Source organism: Vibrio sp. B1ASS3 (assembly GCF_905175355.1).
GTDB classification, from domain to species: Bacteria; Pseudomonadota; Gammaproteobacteria; order Enterobacterales; family Vibrionaceae; genus Vibrio; species Vibrio owensii.
Genome location: NZ_HG992742.1, coordinates 3,171,897 through 3,189,688 on the forward strand (window position 1 = coordinate 3,171,897; position 17,792 = coordinate 3,189,688).

General features: G+C 46.2%; 15 protein-coding genes. 7 read left to right on the top strand and 8 right to left on the bottom strand.

Annotated features, from left to right (window positions below):
* The first annotated feature begins 335 nt into the window (after positions 1-335).
* The 3 genes from KJB05_RS14405 to KJB05_RS14415 all read left to right on the top strand — a co-directional run bounded on the left by KJB05_RS14405 (position 336) and on the right by KJB05_RS14415 (position 3,589).
* The gene (locus tag KJB05_RS14405) at positions 336-938 is read left to right on the top strand and encodes a YitT family protein (protein ID WP_009705643.1); all 603 of its coding nucleotides are present in this window, start codon (positions 336-338) and stop codon (positions 936-938) included.
* Between the two features lie 90 nt (positions 939-1,028).
* Positions 1,029-2,555 carry a winged helix-turn-helix domain-containing protein gene (locus KJB05_RS14410; RefSeq protein ID WP_208444804.1) on the top strand — a complete coding sequence of 509 codons (1,527 nt, stop codon included), beginning with the start codon at positions 1,029-1,031 and terminating at the stop codon, positions 2,553-2,555.
* Positions 2,556-2,686: 131 nt separating this feature from the next.
* On the top strand, positions 2,687-3,589 hold the full coding sequence (locus KJB05_RS14415; RefSeq protein ID WP_208444805.1) for a hypothetical protein: 903 nt from the start codon (positions 2,687-2,689) through the stop codon (positions 3,587-3,589).
* Between the two features lie 94 nt (positions 3,590-3,683).
* Here the strand turns inward: KJB05_RS14415 and treC are convergent, their stop codons facing one another.
* From treC to gmhB, 4 genes are all read right to left on the bottom strand, one after another.
* The gene (treC, locus tag KJB05_RS14420) at positions 3,684-5,369 is read right to left on the bottom strand and encodes an alpha,alpha-phosphotrehalase (protein ID WP_208444806.1); all 1,686 of its coding nucleotides are present in this window, start codon (positions 5,367-5,369) and stop codon (positions 3,684-3,686) included.
* Between the two features lie 92 nt (positions 5,370-5,461).
* Positions 5,462-6,886: a PTS trehalose transporter subunit IIBC gene (gene treB, locus KJB05_RS14425; protein WP_005440120.1), complete on the bottom strand. Its 1,425-nt coding sequence runs from the start codon at positions 6,884-6,886 to the stop codon at positions 5,462-5,464.
* A 175-nt stretch (positions 6,887-7,061) separates the two neighbouring features.
* Positions 7,062-8,009, bottom strand: coding sequence for a trehalose operon repressor TreR (gene treR / locus KJB05_RS14430; protein WP_208444807.1), 948 nt, complete (start codon positions 8,007-8,009; stop codon positions 7,062-7,064).
* Positions 8,010-8,083: 74 nt separating this feature from the next.
* On the bottom strand, positions 8,084-8,635 hold the full coding sequence (gene gmhB / locus KJB05_RS14435; RefSeq protein ID WP_005381961.1) for a D-glycero-beta-D-manno-heptose 1,7-bisphosphate 7-phosphatase: 552 nt from the start codon (positions 8,633-8,635) through the stop codon (positions 8,084-8,086).
* A gap of 343 nt (positions 8,636-8,978) precedes the next feature.
* On the opposite strand from gmhB, the gene metN reads away from it, so the two are divergent.
* Genes metN through KJB05_RS14450 form a run of 3 tightly spaced genes read left to right on the top strand, consistent with a single transcriptional unit; the run spans position 8,979 to position 11,522 of the window.
* Positions 8,979-10,013, top strand: a complete 1,035-nt coding sequence (gene metN / locus KJB05_RS14440; RefSeq protein WP_005440122.1) for a methionine ABC transporter ATP-binding protein MetN — start codon at positions 8,979-8,981, stop codon at positions 10,011-10,013.
* On the top strand, positions 10,003-10,680 hold the full coding sequence (locus KJB05_RS14445; RefSeq protein WP_009705638.1) for a methionine ABC transporter permease: 678 nt from the start codon (positions 10,003-10,005) through the stop codon (positions 10,678-10,680). The genes metN and KJB05_RS14445 overlap by 11 nt, the downstream gene beginning before the upstream one ends.
* Before the next feature lie 32 nt (positions 10,681-10,712).
* Entirely contained in the window at positions 10,713-11,522 is an 810-nt protein-coding gene (locus KJB05_RS14450) for a MetQ/NlpA family lipoprotein (RefSeq protein ID WP_005440125.1), read from the top strand.
* An 87-nt stretch (positions 11,523-11,609) separates the two neighbouring features.
* On the opposite strand, the gene KJB05_RS14455 is transcribed toward KJB05_RS14450, so the two are convergent.
* The 4 genes from KJB05_RS14455 to syd all read right to left on the bottom strand — a co-directional run bounded on the left by KJB05_RS14455 (position 11,610) and on the right by syd (position 16,727).
* On the bottom strand, positions 11,610-12,800 hold the full coding sequence (locus tag KJB05_RS14455; protein WP_208444808.1) for a YibE/F family protein: 1,191 nt from the start codon (positions 12,798-12,800) through the stop codon (positions 11,610-11,612).
* Between the two features lie 89 nt (positions 12,801-12,889).
* Positions 12,890-15,085, bottom strand: a complete 2,196-nt coding sequence (locus tag KJB05_RS14460) for a 5'-nucleotidase C-terminal domain-containing protein (protein WP_208444809.1) — start codon at positions 15,083-15,085, stop codon at positions 12,890-12,892.
* 317 nt (positions 15,086-15,402) lie between these two features.
* Positions 15,403-16,179 carry a Zn-ribbon-containing protein gene (locus KJB05_RS14465; RefSeq protein ID WP_005440128.1) on the bottom strand — a complete coding sequence of 259 codons (777 nt, stop codon included), beginning with the start codon at positions 16,177-16,179 and terminating at the stop codon, positions 15,403-15,405.
* Positions 16,180-16,181: 2 nt separating this feature from the next.
* Complete coding sequence (gene syd, locus KJB05_RS14470; RefSeq protein ID WP_005440129.1) at positions 16,182-16,727, bottom strand: SecY-interacting protein; 546 nt, start codon at positions 16,725-16,727, stop codon at positions 16,182-16,184.
* Between the two features lie 107 nt (positions 16,728-16,834).
* Here syd and queF point away from each other — a divergent pair, with 107 nt between their 5' ends.
* Positions 16,835-17,680 carry an NADPH-dependent 7-cyano-7-deazaguanine reductase QueF gene (queF, locus tag KJB05_RS14475; RefSeq protein WP_208444810.1) on the top strand — a complete coding sequence of 282 codons (846 nt, stop codon included), beginning with the start codon at positions 16,835-16,837 and terminating at the stop codon, positions 17,678-17,680.
* The last annotated feature ends 112 nt before the right edge of the window (positions 17,681-17,792 follow it).

Below are 17,792 nucleotides of genomic sequence, written 5' to 3' on the forward strand. Positions count from 1 at the left end.
ACTCAGATTAGTACTGAAAGTTGCAAAAAAACCGACGAATGACCTAACGCAAACGTTTTCGTCACCGTAATGGCGCGCATTCTACATAATTTGATCTAGGTCATAAAGAGAAATTTACAATTTTTCTCATGCAGTTTTTTCATGATGACAAGTAAGGATTATCATGGCGATGTTGCAATCGTTTAACCAAGATTCACTAACTGTCAAATTTGTGCTTTACACCCTGTAAAACAACAATTACATAGGTTTACCGCAAATTTTACCCTCTAGCTACCGAAAAGATCATCTTTTTACTACTATGCACGCCCTATTTATCATTAACGACTGCATATTAGATGGAAAAACACTCAAGAAAAGAAGACTGGATGGCAATTCTTACAGGTACCTTTTTGGTAGCTCAAGGCGTTTTCTTTCTCCAATCCGCAGACCTCTTAACCGGAGGCACAACAGGATTGGCTCTGCTTATTAGCCAATTTACACCTTTTACGTTTGGTGTGCTTTACTTTTTAGCCAACTGTCCATTTTACTTGCTCGCATGGAAACGCTTTGGCCGTCGTTTTGCGATTAATAGTGCAATTTCTGGCGCTTTGGTTTCTATCTTTGCGGATAATCTGTATTTACTGATTTCACTCGAGTCGATTAACGAGATTTACTGTGCAGTGGCAGGTGGCTTGCTTATGGGCTTAGGTATGCTGATCCTATTTCGTCACCGCTCAAGTCTGGGTGGCTTCAACGTATTGTGCTTATTCATTCAAGATAAGTTCGGTATCTCAGTAGGGAAATCTCAGATGGCGATTGATGCTTGTATCCTATTTGCGTCTTTCTTCTTCGTCACACCTTGGGTTATCGGCCTATCGATTCTTGGGGCATTCGCACTAAACCTAGTGCTTGCGATGAACCACAAACCACACCGCTATTCTGTAAGCTACGGTTCATAACCTTTCTATAATAATTGGAGCGCAATTTATAAGATTTTGCGCTCCAATGCCTATATAATATTCCGCCATTTCCTAATCACTCATGATGGTATGCGCGACTTCCTACAACAAGCCAAACAAACCAACAGTCAGATTGTTATTGGCGAACTGATCTACAACCCAGAGACTCAAACGCTTCACAAGCAAGCAGTCGTTATCGATCTTGAGCCGCGTAGCATCGAGTTATTAGAACTGCTGCTCACCAGTGTTGGCCACCCGCTGTCTGCAGAAACCATCATAGAGACCATTTGGCAAAGTAAGTTTATATCAAAGAACGTGCTTACCAATCGAATCAGTACACTTCGAGCCTTGCTACAAGAGCACTTGCCGGAGCACGATGCCGCTAAGCTATTGGTGACCTACCCACGTAAAGGCTACTTCCTCAATCCAGCGAACGTTCAACTGCTGCCACCAGCAAAGTCGAGCAAACGTAAAGCCAAACTCGTCAATGAGGATAAAGCACCCTCTTCACGCAAACTCAGGGTTGTTTATGGCCTATGTGCTTTGTTCGCGCTGACTGCTATTGGATTGGGTGTGGCTCTCTGGCAACAACAAGGCATTTCCACTCAGCAGACGCGTAACCAACTGCTGATCCCGAAAGTCGAGCTTCTCCTAAATCGTGTCGATGCAATAGGCACCGCTGCACGTGAGTATCGTACCGTGGTGAAAGCCATCTTGCTCCAGCAGCAAGTTGAATACCCTTATACTGATATTGCCAACCAAGATGCTCCGAGCTACTTTCTCGATCCAATCAACGAGACGCCTTACTTCCCTGGCGCGCGCAACATGCAGACCAGTGATTATCAGCTCAATATCGAACTCAAAGACAGTCCGACAGAGGGCATGATAAAAGCGCAAATGAACCTGATTTACCCAGCGACAGGAAAATTAGCGTTTCGAAATCAGTACGTCCTGCGTATCGACCACCTGCAATCAGACTTATTCCGTTTGCACAGCGACATTGCTCAGTACTTCAATCTGCCCGAACCTTCAAAAAGCACTTGGCACTTTACAGACATACACGAAAAGATGTTGCTCGACGAGCAGTTTTCCAACGCACCAATTGAGCACATGGACGAGTTCACTGCTATCACCATCGCTCGTCATCTTGCGTTGTACGAACAAGATAAAACCAAGCTAGAGGAATACCTCACTCAGGCTCAATCGGAATTTGATGTCCTCCCCGACGAGCTGAGTTTGTGGCTTGGTATCTTGCACTACAAGTTAGGTAATCTCGATAAAGCCAAAACGTTACTGACGACGCCAGCAGGCGACTCAAGAATTCAAAACGCCTTGGTGTACACCTTCGTTTCTCATATCGCTTACAAGCAGAATAAGCTCGACCAATTCCGCCTCAATTACATGGAGTCTTTGGTGGCTCTGCTGCGCGTCATGCCTTCTGAAGAATTATTCAGTCGCTTGTCACAACCAGAATCAAAAGAGACCTGCTTACAACCTTGGACAAAACTGCGTGTCAGCATTAAAGAGAAAGAAATTGTGATGCGTTGGAAGGCGCTAATCGAAGAATACTGCACGAATATCGATGCTGAAATTACTCCAGATAAAACAAAGACCTAAATATAAAATTAAGCTTTCATTAAACTCTGTTAACTTTTGTTTTTTGCCCTTTTTCTGCCACAAAACTTAGCATGGCGACATTCAAATAACGGCTCGATTTATCAGCCTTCTAAAATTAGGAATGTAAACTCATGCTTAAAAAAATGACGCTTATCGCAGCAGCTACGATCGCACTTTACGGCTGTGGTGGCGGCTCTTCTTCTGGCTCTTCAAGCGGCAATAAAGGTCCACAAAATAGCTTTGATTACCCAATAAAAAATGCGACTTTCGCGCCAGTTGAAACCACAAAACTAGGCTATGCGTTCGCTGTAGATGCGCAGCCTGCCGGTAGCATGATAATGAACTTTAAGCCTATCAGTGCTCAAGACCTTGTCGATTTTGCCGAGCAAGATCCAGACGCAGCAATCGTCGCTCCAATCATTAATGATCTCATCAACAATGGCATCACTCAGTTTTACTTATCAACGCAAGATATCGAAGGTAAACCTGAAAGCGAAGAAAACCTATACTTCGCAGGCACAGACGGTGCACTCCACGAATTCAACGATACTTTTCTGGTTGACCACAAGCTAATCTCGTTAGTGATGAACAGCAGCCCTCTATTTCGCTTGGAAGGTTCGACGGTTAAGGAGAAAGATCCGAACATTGATATCAGCGTAAACACCATCTCTATTGATTTATCGCTGAATGGTGAACAAGTGGCTAACCTTTTGAATGATTTTGAGGATCACGAATGGGTAGAACAGCTGCCAGATAACGCAGATTGCAAAGCTTGGTGGAGCCAACAAATCACTGAGACAGGTGCGCGCAAAACCTTCACTGTATCTGGCCAATCGATTGAAGCGGCATACCTAACCGAGAAGAACACCTACAACCTAAGATGTGAGGGTATGGATTCTATGGAATTTGAAACATCAGCAGAGCGTTGGTTTAACCCTGCACTAGGCTTGATTGAGCAAGTTGAACTGTTGAAAACCGAACAGACTCAAATCAGTGAAGAGAAAGCAACACTGAGCAAGATCGAGAAAGCATAAGCCGCAATCTTATCTCATAGAAAAAAGGCTTTGGGGAGCACTCCAAAGCCTTTTGTTTAGGATCGAAATCCTTAGGGGTATTTTTTATTTGCCTTTAAGATTCAATCAGCAAGATGCGTGTTTCGTAAGGACGCAGAACTTGGTGATTAGAAGCAATCGCGCTGGTCGCATTCTGATAGTTGGAAAGCAGATTCTTGGCTTTGCTCATGTCAAAGCGCTCTGGTAACACACACTCCACTTCTTCGCCGTAGTAGTTGTTAATACAAAGCAGCGTTTGTTTGTCGTTCTGACGAGCGTAAGCAAAAATACGTTTGTGCTCTGGCAGCAAGTCCTCGTAACGACCATCAGTGATCACTTGAACCTGTTTACGCAGTTCAATCAGACGCTTGTAGAAGTAGAACACCGAGTTCAAATCGGCAATTGCGGCTTCCGCGTTGATCTCTGAATAGTTCTGAGCCACTTCTAACCACGGCGTGCCTTCAGTAAAGCCCGCATGTTTCGCGCTGTTCCATTGCATTGGCGTACGTGAATTATCACGCGACTTCTGTGCCAAAATCGCCATCATATCGTCGTGAGATACGCCATCGCGATTGACCATAATGTCGTACATGTTCGTGCTTTCAACATCGCGATATTGGCTGATTTCAGTGTAACCCGGGTTGGTCATGCCGATCTCTTCACCTTGATAAACATAAGGCGTGCCTTGCATCATGTGCACTGATGCCGCAAGCATCTTGGCAGATTCAACACGATATTGTTCGTCGTTACCTAAGCGGCTCACAACGCGTGGTTGGTCGTGGTTACACCAAAATAGTGCGCCCCACCCTTTGCCATTTAAGCCGGTTTGCCAATGGTTGAAGATCTGTTTCAGTTGAATGAAATCAAACGGTGCTTTTGTCCACTTATCACCATTCGGGTAATCGACTTTAAGATGGTGGAAATTGAACACCATCGACAGCTCTTTGCCATCTTGCGCTGAATACTGCTGGCAATGCTCTAGCGTGGTGGAAGACATTTCACCTACCGTCACGCTGCCATATTTTTGGAACACGGCTTCACTGATCTCTTGAAGGTATTCGTGCACACGTGGACCATCCGTGTAGAAACGGCGACCATCACCAATATTGTCACTTGGGAAATCTTGCTGCTTGGAAATCAGGTTGATAACGTCAAGACGGAAACCATCGACACCTTTCTCTGCCCAGAAGCTAATGACTTCTTTCACCTCTTCACGCACTACCGGATTTTCCCAGTTTAGGTCCGCTTGCTCTTTAGCAAAAAGGTGCAAATAGTACTGACCCGTTTTTTCATCCAGCGCCCAAGCGTTGCCACCAAACTTAGATTGCCAGTTGTTTGGCCCTGCACCATCTACCGGATCTTTCCAGATGTAGTAATCACGGTACGGGCTGTTTTTATCACCCAGCGCTGATTGGAACCACTTGTGTTCTGTCGAAGTATGGTTGACCACGATATCCATGATGATTCGAATACCCAGCTGGTGAGCCTCAGCCAACAGGGTATCGAAATCTTGCATGGTGCCGAAATCTGGGTTGATCGCGTAGTAATCAGAAATGTCATAACCATTGTCGATCATTGGCGATTGGTAAACCGGCGTCAGCCAAATCGCATCCACACCAAGGTGTTTTAGATAATCCAGTTTAGAAATGATCCCTTTAATATCGCCCGTGCCTTTACTTCCACTGTCACAAAAGCTTTTTGGGTAAATTTGGTAGATGGTTGCGGTTTTCCACCAGCTCTCATCATGCTTGGTCATTGCCATTTCTAACGCTCACTTACCATTAAACGGAAACTTAAAAATCTTAAAAAATAGAGGAGATAAACGAGGCAGCCAAATAGCCGCCTCGGTTTGAATTACGCGTTAGCGGTTTCTAACTCGCCTTTCATCTGTGCGCGCTTATACAACACAAGCGTCAGCGCTACTGGAACCACAATCGCCACCAACATCGCCAGAGCAAATACGCCCCAGAACTGCGGTTGGATAGACAAGATGCCCGGCAAACCGCCCACACCGATACCGTTCGCCATCACACCTGCGCTGCCACAGATAGCAGCTGCAATCGCACTACCGATCATCGCGCTTAACATTGGGAATTTGTATTTCAAGTTGATGCCGTACATCGCTGGCTCAGTCACACCAAGGTAAGCTGAGATAGCCGCAGGTACTGAGATATCACGCTCGCCATGTTTTTTACTGATGATAATGATGCCAACTACTGCAGACGCTTGAGCAATGTTTGAAAGCGCAATCAGAGGCCAAATTGGCGTGCCGCCTAGCTCTTGCATCAGTTGAAGGTCAACCGCGTTGGTAGTGTGGTGAATACCGGTAATGACCAATGGTGCGTATAGGAAGCCGAAGATGGTTGAACCAATCATTGCGAAGTCACCCGTCATGGCTGCTTTTGCTGCGAAAGCAACGCCGTCACCCAACATACGACCGAATGGACCAATGATAGAGTGCGCAAGAATCACAGACACAATGATAGAGACAAACGGCACGACCACTAGGTAGAGGTAAGACGGAATGATGCGTTTTAAGTTGGTTTCAATAAACGCCAAAGCCATACCAGCAAGCATTGCCGGAATCACTTGTGCTTGGTAGCCCACTTTCTCGATGGCAAATAAGCCAAAGTCCCATACTTCAGGTACTTGCTTACCAATTAGGTAGGCGTTCATTAACTGTGGCGAAACCAGCGTGACACCCAATGTGATACCCAGAATCGGAGTACCACCGAGTTTTTTCACTGTCGACCAACACACGCCAACCGGTAGGAAGAAGAAGATCGCTTCACCAATTAGCCATAAGAAAGAGTGTACCGTAGCCCAAAACTGGCTGATTTCCGTTAGCGTTTGACCATCAAACATCTTGATGTCGCCAATCACGTTACGGAAGCCAAGAATCAGACCACCGGTGATGATCGCTGGTAGCAGTGGTACAAAGATTTCAGCAAGGTGGGAAATGCCACGCTCAACAATATTCATGTTTTGACGAGCTGCGTTCTTAGATTCATCTTTGCTCGATTCACTTTTGCCGCTTAGCTCGATCAGTACTTTGTAAACTTCATCAACTTCAGTGCCGATGACGACCTGAAATTGACCTGCGTTGGTAAAGCAGCCCTTCACCATAGGCAGTGCATCTAACTGTTTTGTATCGGCTTTGTCAGTGTCATTCAACACGAAACGCAAGCGAGTTAAGCAGTGGCTTACACTGGCAATATTGTCCGATCCCCCGACCAGCTCAATAAGACGCTGTACATCTTGACGCGCAATCTTACTCATAACTTTGTCCACCCTGTATTGGATACATTCAATTCATCGTTTTATTCTTATAATGGGAACATTCCCATTTAATGATTTTAATAGTGCCATTTCGCATTCAAAAACAAAATGGGAACAGTCCCATTAATTGAGAATGATCACAGTATAATTTTAGAGCAGATCATCGAAAGGTGGATTAATGACGGATAGGCTGCTGGGTAAAATGCACCACAGACTCATCACCATTTAATTGATTAATCAGCATGTTAGCGGCTTTTTCGCCAGCATGAGAGTAGCCAGGATCCACGCTGAAGACATTAGGGAAGAGAAAAGAAAGTAATTCGTTACCACCGACACCGGTAACCACCACGTCTTCACGTCCCACTTCTTGCAGACGTTTAATCACACCTAGAGCAATGGTATCACTGGCACAAGCAATGGCTTGCGTATCGGATTGAAGGACTTGATCCACCAACTGATAAGCACTTTCGTGGTTGAGCTTACCGGTTTGAAAGCAAGGTTCGATGCGCTTTTGCTCACACCAAACTTGGTAAGCATTTAGGCGAGCGAGACCAGTGGTGCGGTCTTCTGGATCAACACCAATGTAGGCAATACGAGAAATAGATTGTTGTTCGAGATGAGAGAGCGCCATATCGATAACGCCTTGGTTGTCGTAGTTGATCGAGGAAACCATTTTCGTGTCCATCGCGATCACGACTATGCGATTGCCCCACTCCGCCAAAGCTTGCTCATCACATCCAGTAAAGCCAAACACGATCACCCCATCGACATTGCGACGTTTAAGCACATCCAAATGCTCATTGGTTTTATCGCGATCGAACTGGCTCTCCATGATCACGACATCGTATCCGGCTGAGTACAAAGCATTAAGCATAGTGCCAACGGCGCGGTTTTCTGATGGCGAATCCAAACGAGAGATGATCACGCCGATCACCTTTTGGCTGCCACCACGCATCGACTGCGCAGACTTTGATGGGACGTAGCCTGATTCACGAATGATTTGCTCTACCTTCTCACGCGTTTGCGGTTTTACCTTGGGATCATTGGTAAGCACACGGCTGACCGTCGACTTGCCCACGCCAGCCAGTTTCGCGATATCAAGAATGGTGAGTTTTTTGCTCATAAGTGTTCAGACTAAAAGAAGGAATCAAACAAAAGGGAAGCAGCGGCTTCCCTTATCTCAGTCAGTAATGAAGATTACTTGTTTAGGTACGCAGGCACGTCTGCAATGCTATCTAATACTACCGTTGCAATCGCTTCGCCTTGTTCTGTTACTGGCTTACCAGTGCGAACCAAAATCTTAGTGCCAACGCCTGCTGCTTCTGCTGCCATCATGTCTTCGGCTTTGTCGCCAATCATCACAGATTTCTCCATGTCGATCTTCAAGAAATCACGTGCAGAAATAAACATGCCTGGTTTTGGCTTACGGCACTCGCAATCTTGCTTGTACTCACCAATGCCATGTTCAGGATGATGTGGACAGTAGTAGATGCCATCGAACTCAACGCCATTGTCAGCGAAGTTCCAGTCCATCCACTGAGTCAGAGATAAGAAACGGTCTTCGCTGAATTTACCACGTGCAATGCCAGATTGATTGGTCACAAGCACCAACAGGTAGCCTTTATCTTTCAGCGCTTTTGTCGCTTCAAAGACACCGTCAATGTACTCAAAATCATGTTCGTCATGAACGTAGCCGTGGTCAACGTTGATCACGCCGTCACGATCGATAAAAACAGCAGGTTTTGCCAAAACGTATTTCTCTATTTACTCGGTTTCATCAGATTATTACATACCTTATAAGCACTCACACTATCTAATTGGCGTGAGTGAGCGACAAAACAGTTGATTTGTCGCCCGAGAATCGGTAAATCTTGAATATCCCTCTTTTATATTCCTTTCCGCCAAACATCCTCTGTTTTATTTTCCCAACAGAACATCCATACATTTAGACGTCTAGACGTAAAAATATCTATTGACTTACTACTGCTTAACCCATAGCATCAACTGAGAATTGAGATAGAGTTCAAAATTTACTCCTGTTAAAAGCCGTTTTTAACAGCGAAGTTCCCAGTATCTCTGTGCAGGTTGAAACATGATAGAAATAAAAAACGTCAATAAAGTGTTCTACCAAGGCAGTAAGGAAATTCTTGCCCTTAAGGACATTAATCTAGATATCGCGAAGGGCACCATCTTTGGTGTTATCGGCTCATCGGGCGCGGGTAAAAGTACCCTGATCCGTTGTGTGAACATGCTGGAAGCCCCAACATCGGGTTCCATCATCGTAGATGGCGTTGATCTAACCAAATTAAGCAAAAAGCAATTGGGAGAAACTCGCCGTAATATCGGGATGATCTTCCAACACTTTAACCTGCTGTCGTCTCGCACCGTTTTCGACAATGTCGCACTCCCTCTTGAGCTAGCAGGCAAAGACAAATCGCAAATCACAACAAAAGTGACTGAGCTACTTAAGCTTGTTGGTCTTTCAGACAAGCATGAAAGCTACCCAGCAAACCTAAGTGGTGGTCAAAAGCAACGTGTGGCAATTGCACGTGCACTGGCATCAGACCCTAGCGTTCTACTATGTGACGAAGCAACCAGCGCGCTGGATCCAGCAACGACTCAGTCCATCTTAGAACTACTCAAAGAAATTAACCGCAAGCTAGAAATCACCATTCTTCTGATCACTCACGAGATGGAAGTGGTTAAGAGCATCTGTCACGAAGTGGCGATCATCGGTGATGGTGAGCTAGTGGAAAAAGGCACCGTTGGTGAAATCTTCGCGCATCCGAAGACTGCACTGGCACACGAGTTCATTCGCTCTACTTTGGATCTTTCTATCCCAGAAGATTACCAAGCACGCTTACAAACCACGCGCGTAGAAAACAGCTACCCATTGGTTCGCCTAGAGTTTACTGGCGCAACTGTGGATGCCCCTCTGATGACGCAAATCGCTCGTAAGTACAACATCGACGTGAGCATCCTAAGTTCTGATCTCGATTACGCCGGCGGCGTGAAGTTCGGCATGATGGTCGCAGAACTGTTTGGTAGTGAAGAAGACGATAACGCAGCGATTGAATTCCTGCGTGAGCACAACGTGAAAGTAGAGGTACTTGGCTATGTCCTTTAATACGATTTCTGAATGGCTGAGCTTAAACAGCAACCTACTTTTAGGCGCAACGTGGGAAACCTTCTACATGGTGGCGGTTGCGGGCATCGTTGGTTTCGCAGTTGGTATTCCTCTTGGTGTGATTCTGCATACCACTAAAAAAGGTGGCCTGCTGGAAAACACCAAACTCAACGGCATTCTTGGCGCGATCGTCAACGTGGGCCGCTCGGTTCCTTTCCTAGTATTGATGGTTGCGATTATCCCAGTAACCAAACTGTTGGTTGGTACTTTTATCGGTACAACAGCAGCCATCGTTCCTTTGACCATCGGTGCTATCCCATTTGTGGCGCGTCTAATTGAAGGCGCACTACTGGAAGTTCCATCAGGTTTGGTTGAAGCCGCGCAATCTATGGGTGCGACACCGACACAAATCATCACAAAAGTTCTGCTTCCTGAAGCAATGCCGACTATTGTTAACTCAGTGACGATTACCCTAGTAACACTAGTAAGCTATTCAGCAATGGCGGGGACAGTAGGCGGTGGCGGTCTTGGTGACGTAGCCATCCGTTATGGCTTCCACCGTTATGATGTTGTCATCATGGCCGTAACTGTCGTGATGCTGATTGTTCTAGTACAAATTATTCAGTCTATCGGTGATGCAATCGTACGCCGCGTAGACCACAGATAAGAATTGAAAATACCAATTATAAGGAGATAAAGATGAAATTTAGCCTTAAGAGTCTTTTGACTGTTGCAACTGCCGCTTCTGCACTGGTTCTTGCTGGTTGTGGCGAAAAAGAAGTTGACGTGAACAAAGTAAAAGTTGGCGTTATGGCAGGTGCGGAAGCACAAGTTGCTGAAGTTGCAGCAAAAGTTGCTAAAGAGAAATACAATCTGGACGTTGAGCTTGTTACCTTTACTGATTACGTAACACCAAACGCAGCTCTAGATGATGGCTCAATCGACGCAAACGCGTTCCAACACAAGCCATACCTAGACCAGCAAGTAACTGACCGTGGCTACAAGCTAGTAACGGCTGGTAACTCTTTCGTATACCCAATTGCTGGTTACTCTAAGCAAGTAAAATCAGTGGATGAGATCGAAGATGGCGCTCGTATCGCAGTACCAAACGATCCAACCAACCTTGGTCGTTCACTTCTACTTCTTGAGCAACAAGGCCTGATCGAACTGCGTGATGGCGTTGGTCTACAAGCAACAGTACGTGACATCGTTGGTAACCCGAAAAACATCACTATCGTGGAGCTAGATGCAGCACAACTTCCACGCTCTCTTGATGACGTAGCGGTTTCTATCATCAACACAACTTACGCAAGCTCAATCGACCTAACACCTGAGCGTGACGGCATCTTCGTAGAAGACAAAGAGTCTCCATACGTAAACCTAATTGTTGCTCGTGAAGACAACGTTCAAGCAGCTAACGTACAAAACTTCGTGAAAGCATACCAAACTGATGAAGTTTACGAAGCAGCGAAAGACATCTTCAAAGGTGGCGTAGTGAAAGGTTGGTAATCGCCCCTTTCTACAACACTTGAAACTTAAAAAGGGCGCTCATCGGAACGCCCTTTTTGCATTTGTTTTCATTGCGGTTTTATATCGTTAGAACAGCTGAACTTCGTCTTGCTCAACCTTCTTTTGCTCCTGCTCTAGCTGCGTATCCACTTGCGGATGTTTAAACACATAAGGCGCTAAAAACGCAGTAAAAGGGATAGTAAGCACAATACCTACACTGCCCGCTAACGCATTCACCACTGCGAGTCCTACCAGCGGCATGTTCATAAACTGGCTTGCTGGCATGTTAAGTCCCCACACCATCATGATGGTCGTCAATGAGCCACCAGCAAACGCCAAAATCAAGGTGTTAGTCATGGTGCCCATGATGTCTCGACCAATGTTCATCGACGCTCTAACCAACTGCTTTGGTTTGAGTTTCGGGTCGGTTTGTTGCAGCTCCGCGTACGCCGATGCAATCGAAATCGCAACGTCCATAACAGCGCCAAGTGCCGCCACGACAATCGTCACGAACATCAACCAACGGATGCCCATCTTCACCGACGTTAGGTAAATCACGTCTTCGCCTTTGTCGAGGTAAATGCCTGACAAGTGTGCCATTTCGCCAAACCACTGCGCCATGACACCCGCAGCGATTACGCCAAGTAACGTGCCGCCCATGGCGCATAAACTCTTCCGGTTATAGCCAGAAACAAGAATAAAACTGACCACGATGATCACCACCATCAATAAGATGCTGACCAACATCGGATTCCAACCCGCAAATATACTCGGCACTAACACGCCAACGATCAAGGCCGCTGTAAAATAGAGCGCGACCATTGAGTTGATGCCCTCTTTCTTACCAAAGCTCAGCAGCAGCGCGCAAAACAGTGCAAGCATCAGATAAATAGCGTCTGATCGTTTGTGGTTGTACGCCCAATAAACGGTGCCATTGGTGGTTTCGCGGATCATCATGATGAAGGTATCGCCTTCACTGACATACACGTTGTGCTGGCGACTAAGAGGGTTGGTGACTTCCACCTCTAAGCCTTCGCTCTCTCCCTCAAGGATTTTTGCCATGAAGACTTGTTTGCCAGTCATCACATCTGGCACGAGCGGATCTGGCGCAACATGGTTTGAAATCGAACGTGTGACGGTCGCTTCAACAAACTCTTGTTGCTGACGAGATTTAGGACGGAAATCTTCACTCCACGAAGAAGAAAACTGAAAGATAAGCGTGGAGATAATAGTAATCAGTAGGGTGAAACCCCATCGGTTATAGATTCTTTTGATCATGAAGCACTCTTCTACATCACTCACTAAACGGCTTTGCCTCTGGTGAGTAAAATTAGGCGCGGTAAAGATTACCGCGCCCACATGCAGGATTAATGAGTTGGGTTACAACCTGCGACTTTCTCATCAAGGGTCTCCGCGTCTTTGTTAGGGTTAACAAAGTAACTAGACGAATCATTGATGTTCACAGACTTAACAATCGCTGGGTATTTCGGGTTTTCCAAGTCAATCGAGACACAGATTTCCATGTTCTTCAATTGATCCCACAGCGCTTTGCCTTCGCCCTCACGCAGTGTCGTGATATCACCGCTTGGTAGGTATTGAGTGAATGACCAGTTACCAACGCTACCACTGAAATCTGCCACGTTGATACCTTTGTTCTCTTCAACATACGCCGTCAGCATGTCGCGAATTGCGTAGACTTGTTCGTTCACTGAGTCGTAGAACACGTCGTCTTTGCTCGCCCAACCAAACTTCTGGATTTGCGAACCAAAACGGTAGCTGTTCATCGCCACTTTGTAAGTCGCGTTTGGATCGAACTGCTCGCCACCAATGCTGGTGATGTTTACGCGGCTACCTTCATTCGTCACAGTGTTGTTTTCATCCAACTCTAGAGACGGTTTACTTAGATCCACAGTGAACTCGATGTCACCATCGAATTGATCGTACAGGTAAGCTGGCGCGCCTTTCTTAAACGACACCGTAATGTCACCCGGTTGATACTGGTTGAAGTAAGAGTATGACCACTCAATGAAGCGTTTCAGGTTTGCACCTGTCATCTCAACGCCAAGCAAGGTGTTATCGTACTTGTACAAGTTGGTCGATTTACCTTTGGTGTACACTTCACCATCGATCAGGTTAGATTGATCAGAGAACAGCGACGCAGCAGACACAACCGCACCATTACCTTTACCGACCGCATCTTCGATTTTCTGCATTTGGATTTGGTTAATCACGTCCATTAATGGCGTATCAACCACTTTCGCAAGGTGAATCGTCGAGTACAAACGCTCTGCCGTGTAGTTGTAATCCGTCGCAGTCGCTTCATCAGGGTAACCTGTTGTGCTTGGTGTGAAGTTACCCGTTACACGGCCAAGCTCGCGAGTGGCGTCTTCAACCGAGATATCGTGCACGTATTGGAATTTCGCTTGCAGCGCTTGCTCTTCTTCCACTTTCTTCGTGCCAATGTTAGTCAACGTGGTGTCTTCCATCGTCCACTTGCCATCGACTTTCTTCAATTGAATTTCAGCTTTCGCTAGGTAAGCACCCCACTTGCCCGGTTCAATGATTTTCACGCTTTGCGCGCGATTGTCTTGGTTGTATTCGCCAGACTTCGCTTTATCTTCAATCAGCGTATTTTCACCGCCAATTTCTGATGTGGATTTGCTGATTGGTGTAACAGTGCCATCTGCATTCACTTGTTCGATGTAGTTGGCGTGTTCGTGACCCGCTAAGATGACGTCAAATTTATCCGCCATTGCAGACGCGATTTCGTAAACGCCTACACCACCATCTTCTTGGCGACCAAGGTGAAGCGCACCCACAATCACATCTGGATTGTATTCAGACACCAGTTGGTCAACCGCTTCTTTGGTTGCATCTAATTCGTTCTCAAACTTCAAACCTTTGAAGTGATCCGGTGCAGACGCTTCCCAGTTCGGCACGTTCGATGGCGTTAGACCAACGATCGCCACTTTTACGCCTTCCACTTCAAACATTTGGAACGCACGAATGTAGTTCACATCGTTGCTTTCCCATTTGATGTTTGAAGACAGTACCGCACCATTAAAATGATCGAGGTTGCGATCGACAAACGAACGCTCAAAGTTGAATTCATGGTTGCCTGGTACCCAAACGTCAAAGCCAAGAGAGTTCATGCTCTCAACCACTGGGTGAGTTGGATCATCGTTGAATAGCTGTGCGGAGTTGCCCTGAACCGTATCACCGATATCAATCAGGATCATGTTTGGATGTGCCGCTTTTTGGTCAGTAAGCAAAGTGGCCACACGAGTAATACCAGCGTCATCGTCTTCTGCGTTCAACGCGTAGTCAAAACCAAACAAACGACCGTGTAAATCCGATGTTGCGGCGATAGCAATGGTTACCTCATCCGCTTGTGTCGCTTCACCTTTCACAACCACATCTGGCGTGTTGGTTAGTGTTTTACCTTCTGCGACTACAGGGCTGTAATCCGACGGTACTTCTACATACTTGGTGTCATCGTCGTTACAACCAGCCATTAAGCCGACAACAGCAATGCAGACTAGGCTTCGTTTAAATAAAGTCATCTCAATTCCTTCCAGATTATTTTTTTATATATATTTTCGGAAGGGGCCCTCTTCCCAAAACCTCAAAAAGGATATGGATATTATTTGAAATTTTTGAGAAGCAAACGTTTCAATGCTTATAAACCATGCAACTGAGTTACATTTTTCTTTAAATGTGAACAAAGATCACAATCAAGGGGATGAGAGGAATGGTCAGTGAAAATGCTTTTTGAATCAATATATTGATAAAATCAATAATAGATAATTTGACTAAGCGGCTTCGATCCATTTATCGCGATAGAAAAAAGCTGGCATAGACGCCAGCTTTAGAAAATAGACTACTTGATGTGGTCCCAAGAGATGTTGGAAACGATTCGGCAATCGTCGCACTTAAAGTAGAAGATGTCGTGTAGTGGCTCATCGAGTAACCACTCACCGCCACACTTTGGACACTTGCGCGCTTTTTCTGCTTCAAGTGACTCACCCCCAACTCGGTATTGGTAGTAATACGTCGGGATCTTAGTGAGGTATTCAATACGACCTCGCAAATCCCAACCTCGACGGAACAGCACACTGTCAGCATCGCAAATTTCGTGCAATGCCGCGTGTTCTGCACGACACCCGCCTGCCATTTGGATTTCATCACACGCTTGCCATTCGGTTTGCCATTTCACCACTGCTTTGTGGTCACCATTCAGTGTTGCCCCATTGCGGTACAGTGGAATTGGCAACAGTGTCTCGCCGCTGCGCAGTGGAGAACAAGTATGAACGTACGTGGTGTAGAGCACTTGCCAGCTTGGTGTTTCTTCTTCCGCCGCTTCTTCTGAATTCAAATCACGACCTAGCATGCGCATTTTCGGCGCAAGCAACGACGCTTCCGACAAACGATTCATGCACACTTTGACGAAGTCAGAATGGTAGCGAGGATGCAAACTATCTTGCTCTGGGCAAACCACGCGAACATAAAACTCGCCATCACCCATCACGATAGGAAACTCACGACCAAGCACCTGACCGTTGTAGCGCAATGCGTCCATCAGACCATTAATCGCTTTATCAACTGCACTTACGGTGGTGTTATCAAAACACTCAAACTGCAACTCAACAACGTACATGCTTACACCGCTGCCTCAAGTTTGCTCAGGAACTCGGTCAGTGTTTCAGCCAATACGTCACGTTTATCAGAACCCAAGCGCTCAAGAATGACATTACCGGTTAAGTTACAGATTGAAATCACATCCAGCTCTGCATCAGTCGCTGCAATAAATACCGTCGGCTTTAGTTTTAGACGACGCTGAGTCACAAGGTGGCCAAGAATGTTCTCTTGCAGACGAGTAAAGTCATCGTCACTCCAGACTTGCAGCAGTGTCAGTTCATTGCCTTGCCAAGTCGCGTCCATATCCGCACTGTATTGCGAACCATAGAAAAGCTTGATGTCTTCATGCAACGTCAATTCAATTGCGTTCTCAACGTTGGTGAAATCTGCCATCTCTTCACGTGGAACCGATTTCCACAAAACGACCTCATCACGTTTCTCTTCTACACACGGAGAAACAAGATCAGCAAGCTCTTCACTGCGTGGCAGTTCGTTGTGTTTGTCTTGCCAAGCTTGTTGGTAGCGCAGGCTAAAGTCCTGTAGAGCCTGAGGAACGGTTTGGGTCATGAAGGTCTCCTGGTTTGTTTTTATCAGGTTGCGGTATCTGCCGGATGGCAATTAATCAGCGGATTCAGTAAAATTCTCGCCATTCTAATCGAAAATGACCACAAAGTATGAGCAAATATTCTGACGCTAAAGAGCTTGCTGGCCTGACTCTGGGTAAAAAGACCGAGTACGCAAACCAATACGACGCGAGCTTGCTGCAACCGGTACCTCGCAGCCTAAACCGTGACGACCTTGAACTTGGCGACAGCCTACCGTTTATGGGCCACGACATTTGGACGCTGTACGAGCTATCTTGGCTAAACAGCAAAGGCTTGCCTCAAGTTGCGGTTGGCGAAGTGTACATCCCAGCAACCAGCGCAAACTTGATCGAGTCAAAGTCGTTCAAACTGTACTTAAACAGCTACAACCAAACGCGTTTCGCTACTTGGGAAGAAGTGACTGAGCGTTTGACGCAAGACCTATCGGCATGCGCAGGTGAGCAAGTACTTGTGGAAGTAAACCCAGTAACGCATTACACCAACCAACCTATCGTGACGATGGAAGGCGAGTGTATTGACGATCAAGACATCGAAATCACCAGCTACGATTTTGACGCTGCACTGCTTGAGGGTGCGGCTGGTGATGAGCAAGTAGAAGAAATTCTTCACAGTCATCTGTTGAAATCTAACTGTCTGCTCACCAACCAGCCAGACTGGGGCAGCGTAGAGATTCGCTACCAAGGCGCTAAGCTTGATCGTGAGAAGTTGCTTCGTTACCTCGTTTCATTCCGTGAGCACAACGAGTTCCACGAGCAATGTGTAGAGCGTATTTTCACTGACCTGATGAAGTACTGCCAGCCAACGAAACTGACGGTATTTGCACGTTACACACGTCGTGGTGGTTTGGATATCAACCCTTACCGCTCAACGGAACAAGACAAGCCCGCACACAATAACCGCATGGCGCGCCAGTAATCTGAGTTGAGAATCAAAAGTGCTTGAGTTCCACACTCAAAAACTAATTGCTTAAATACTCAAAAACGCTCAGCTATCTGTTGGATTGCTGGGCGTTTTTCTCTACTATTGT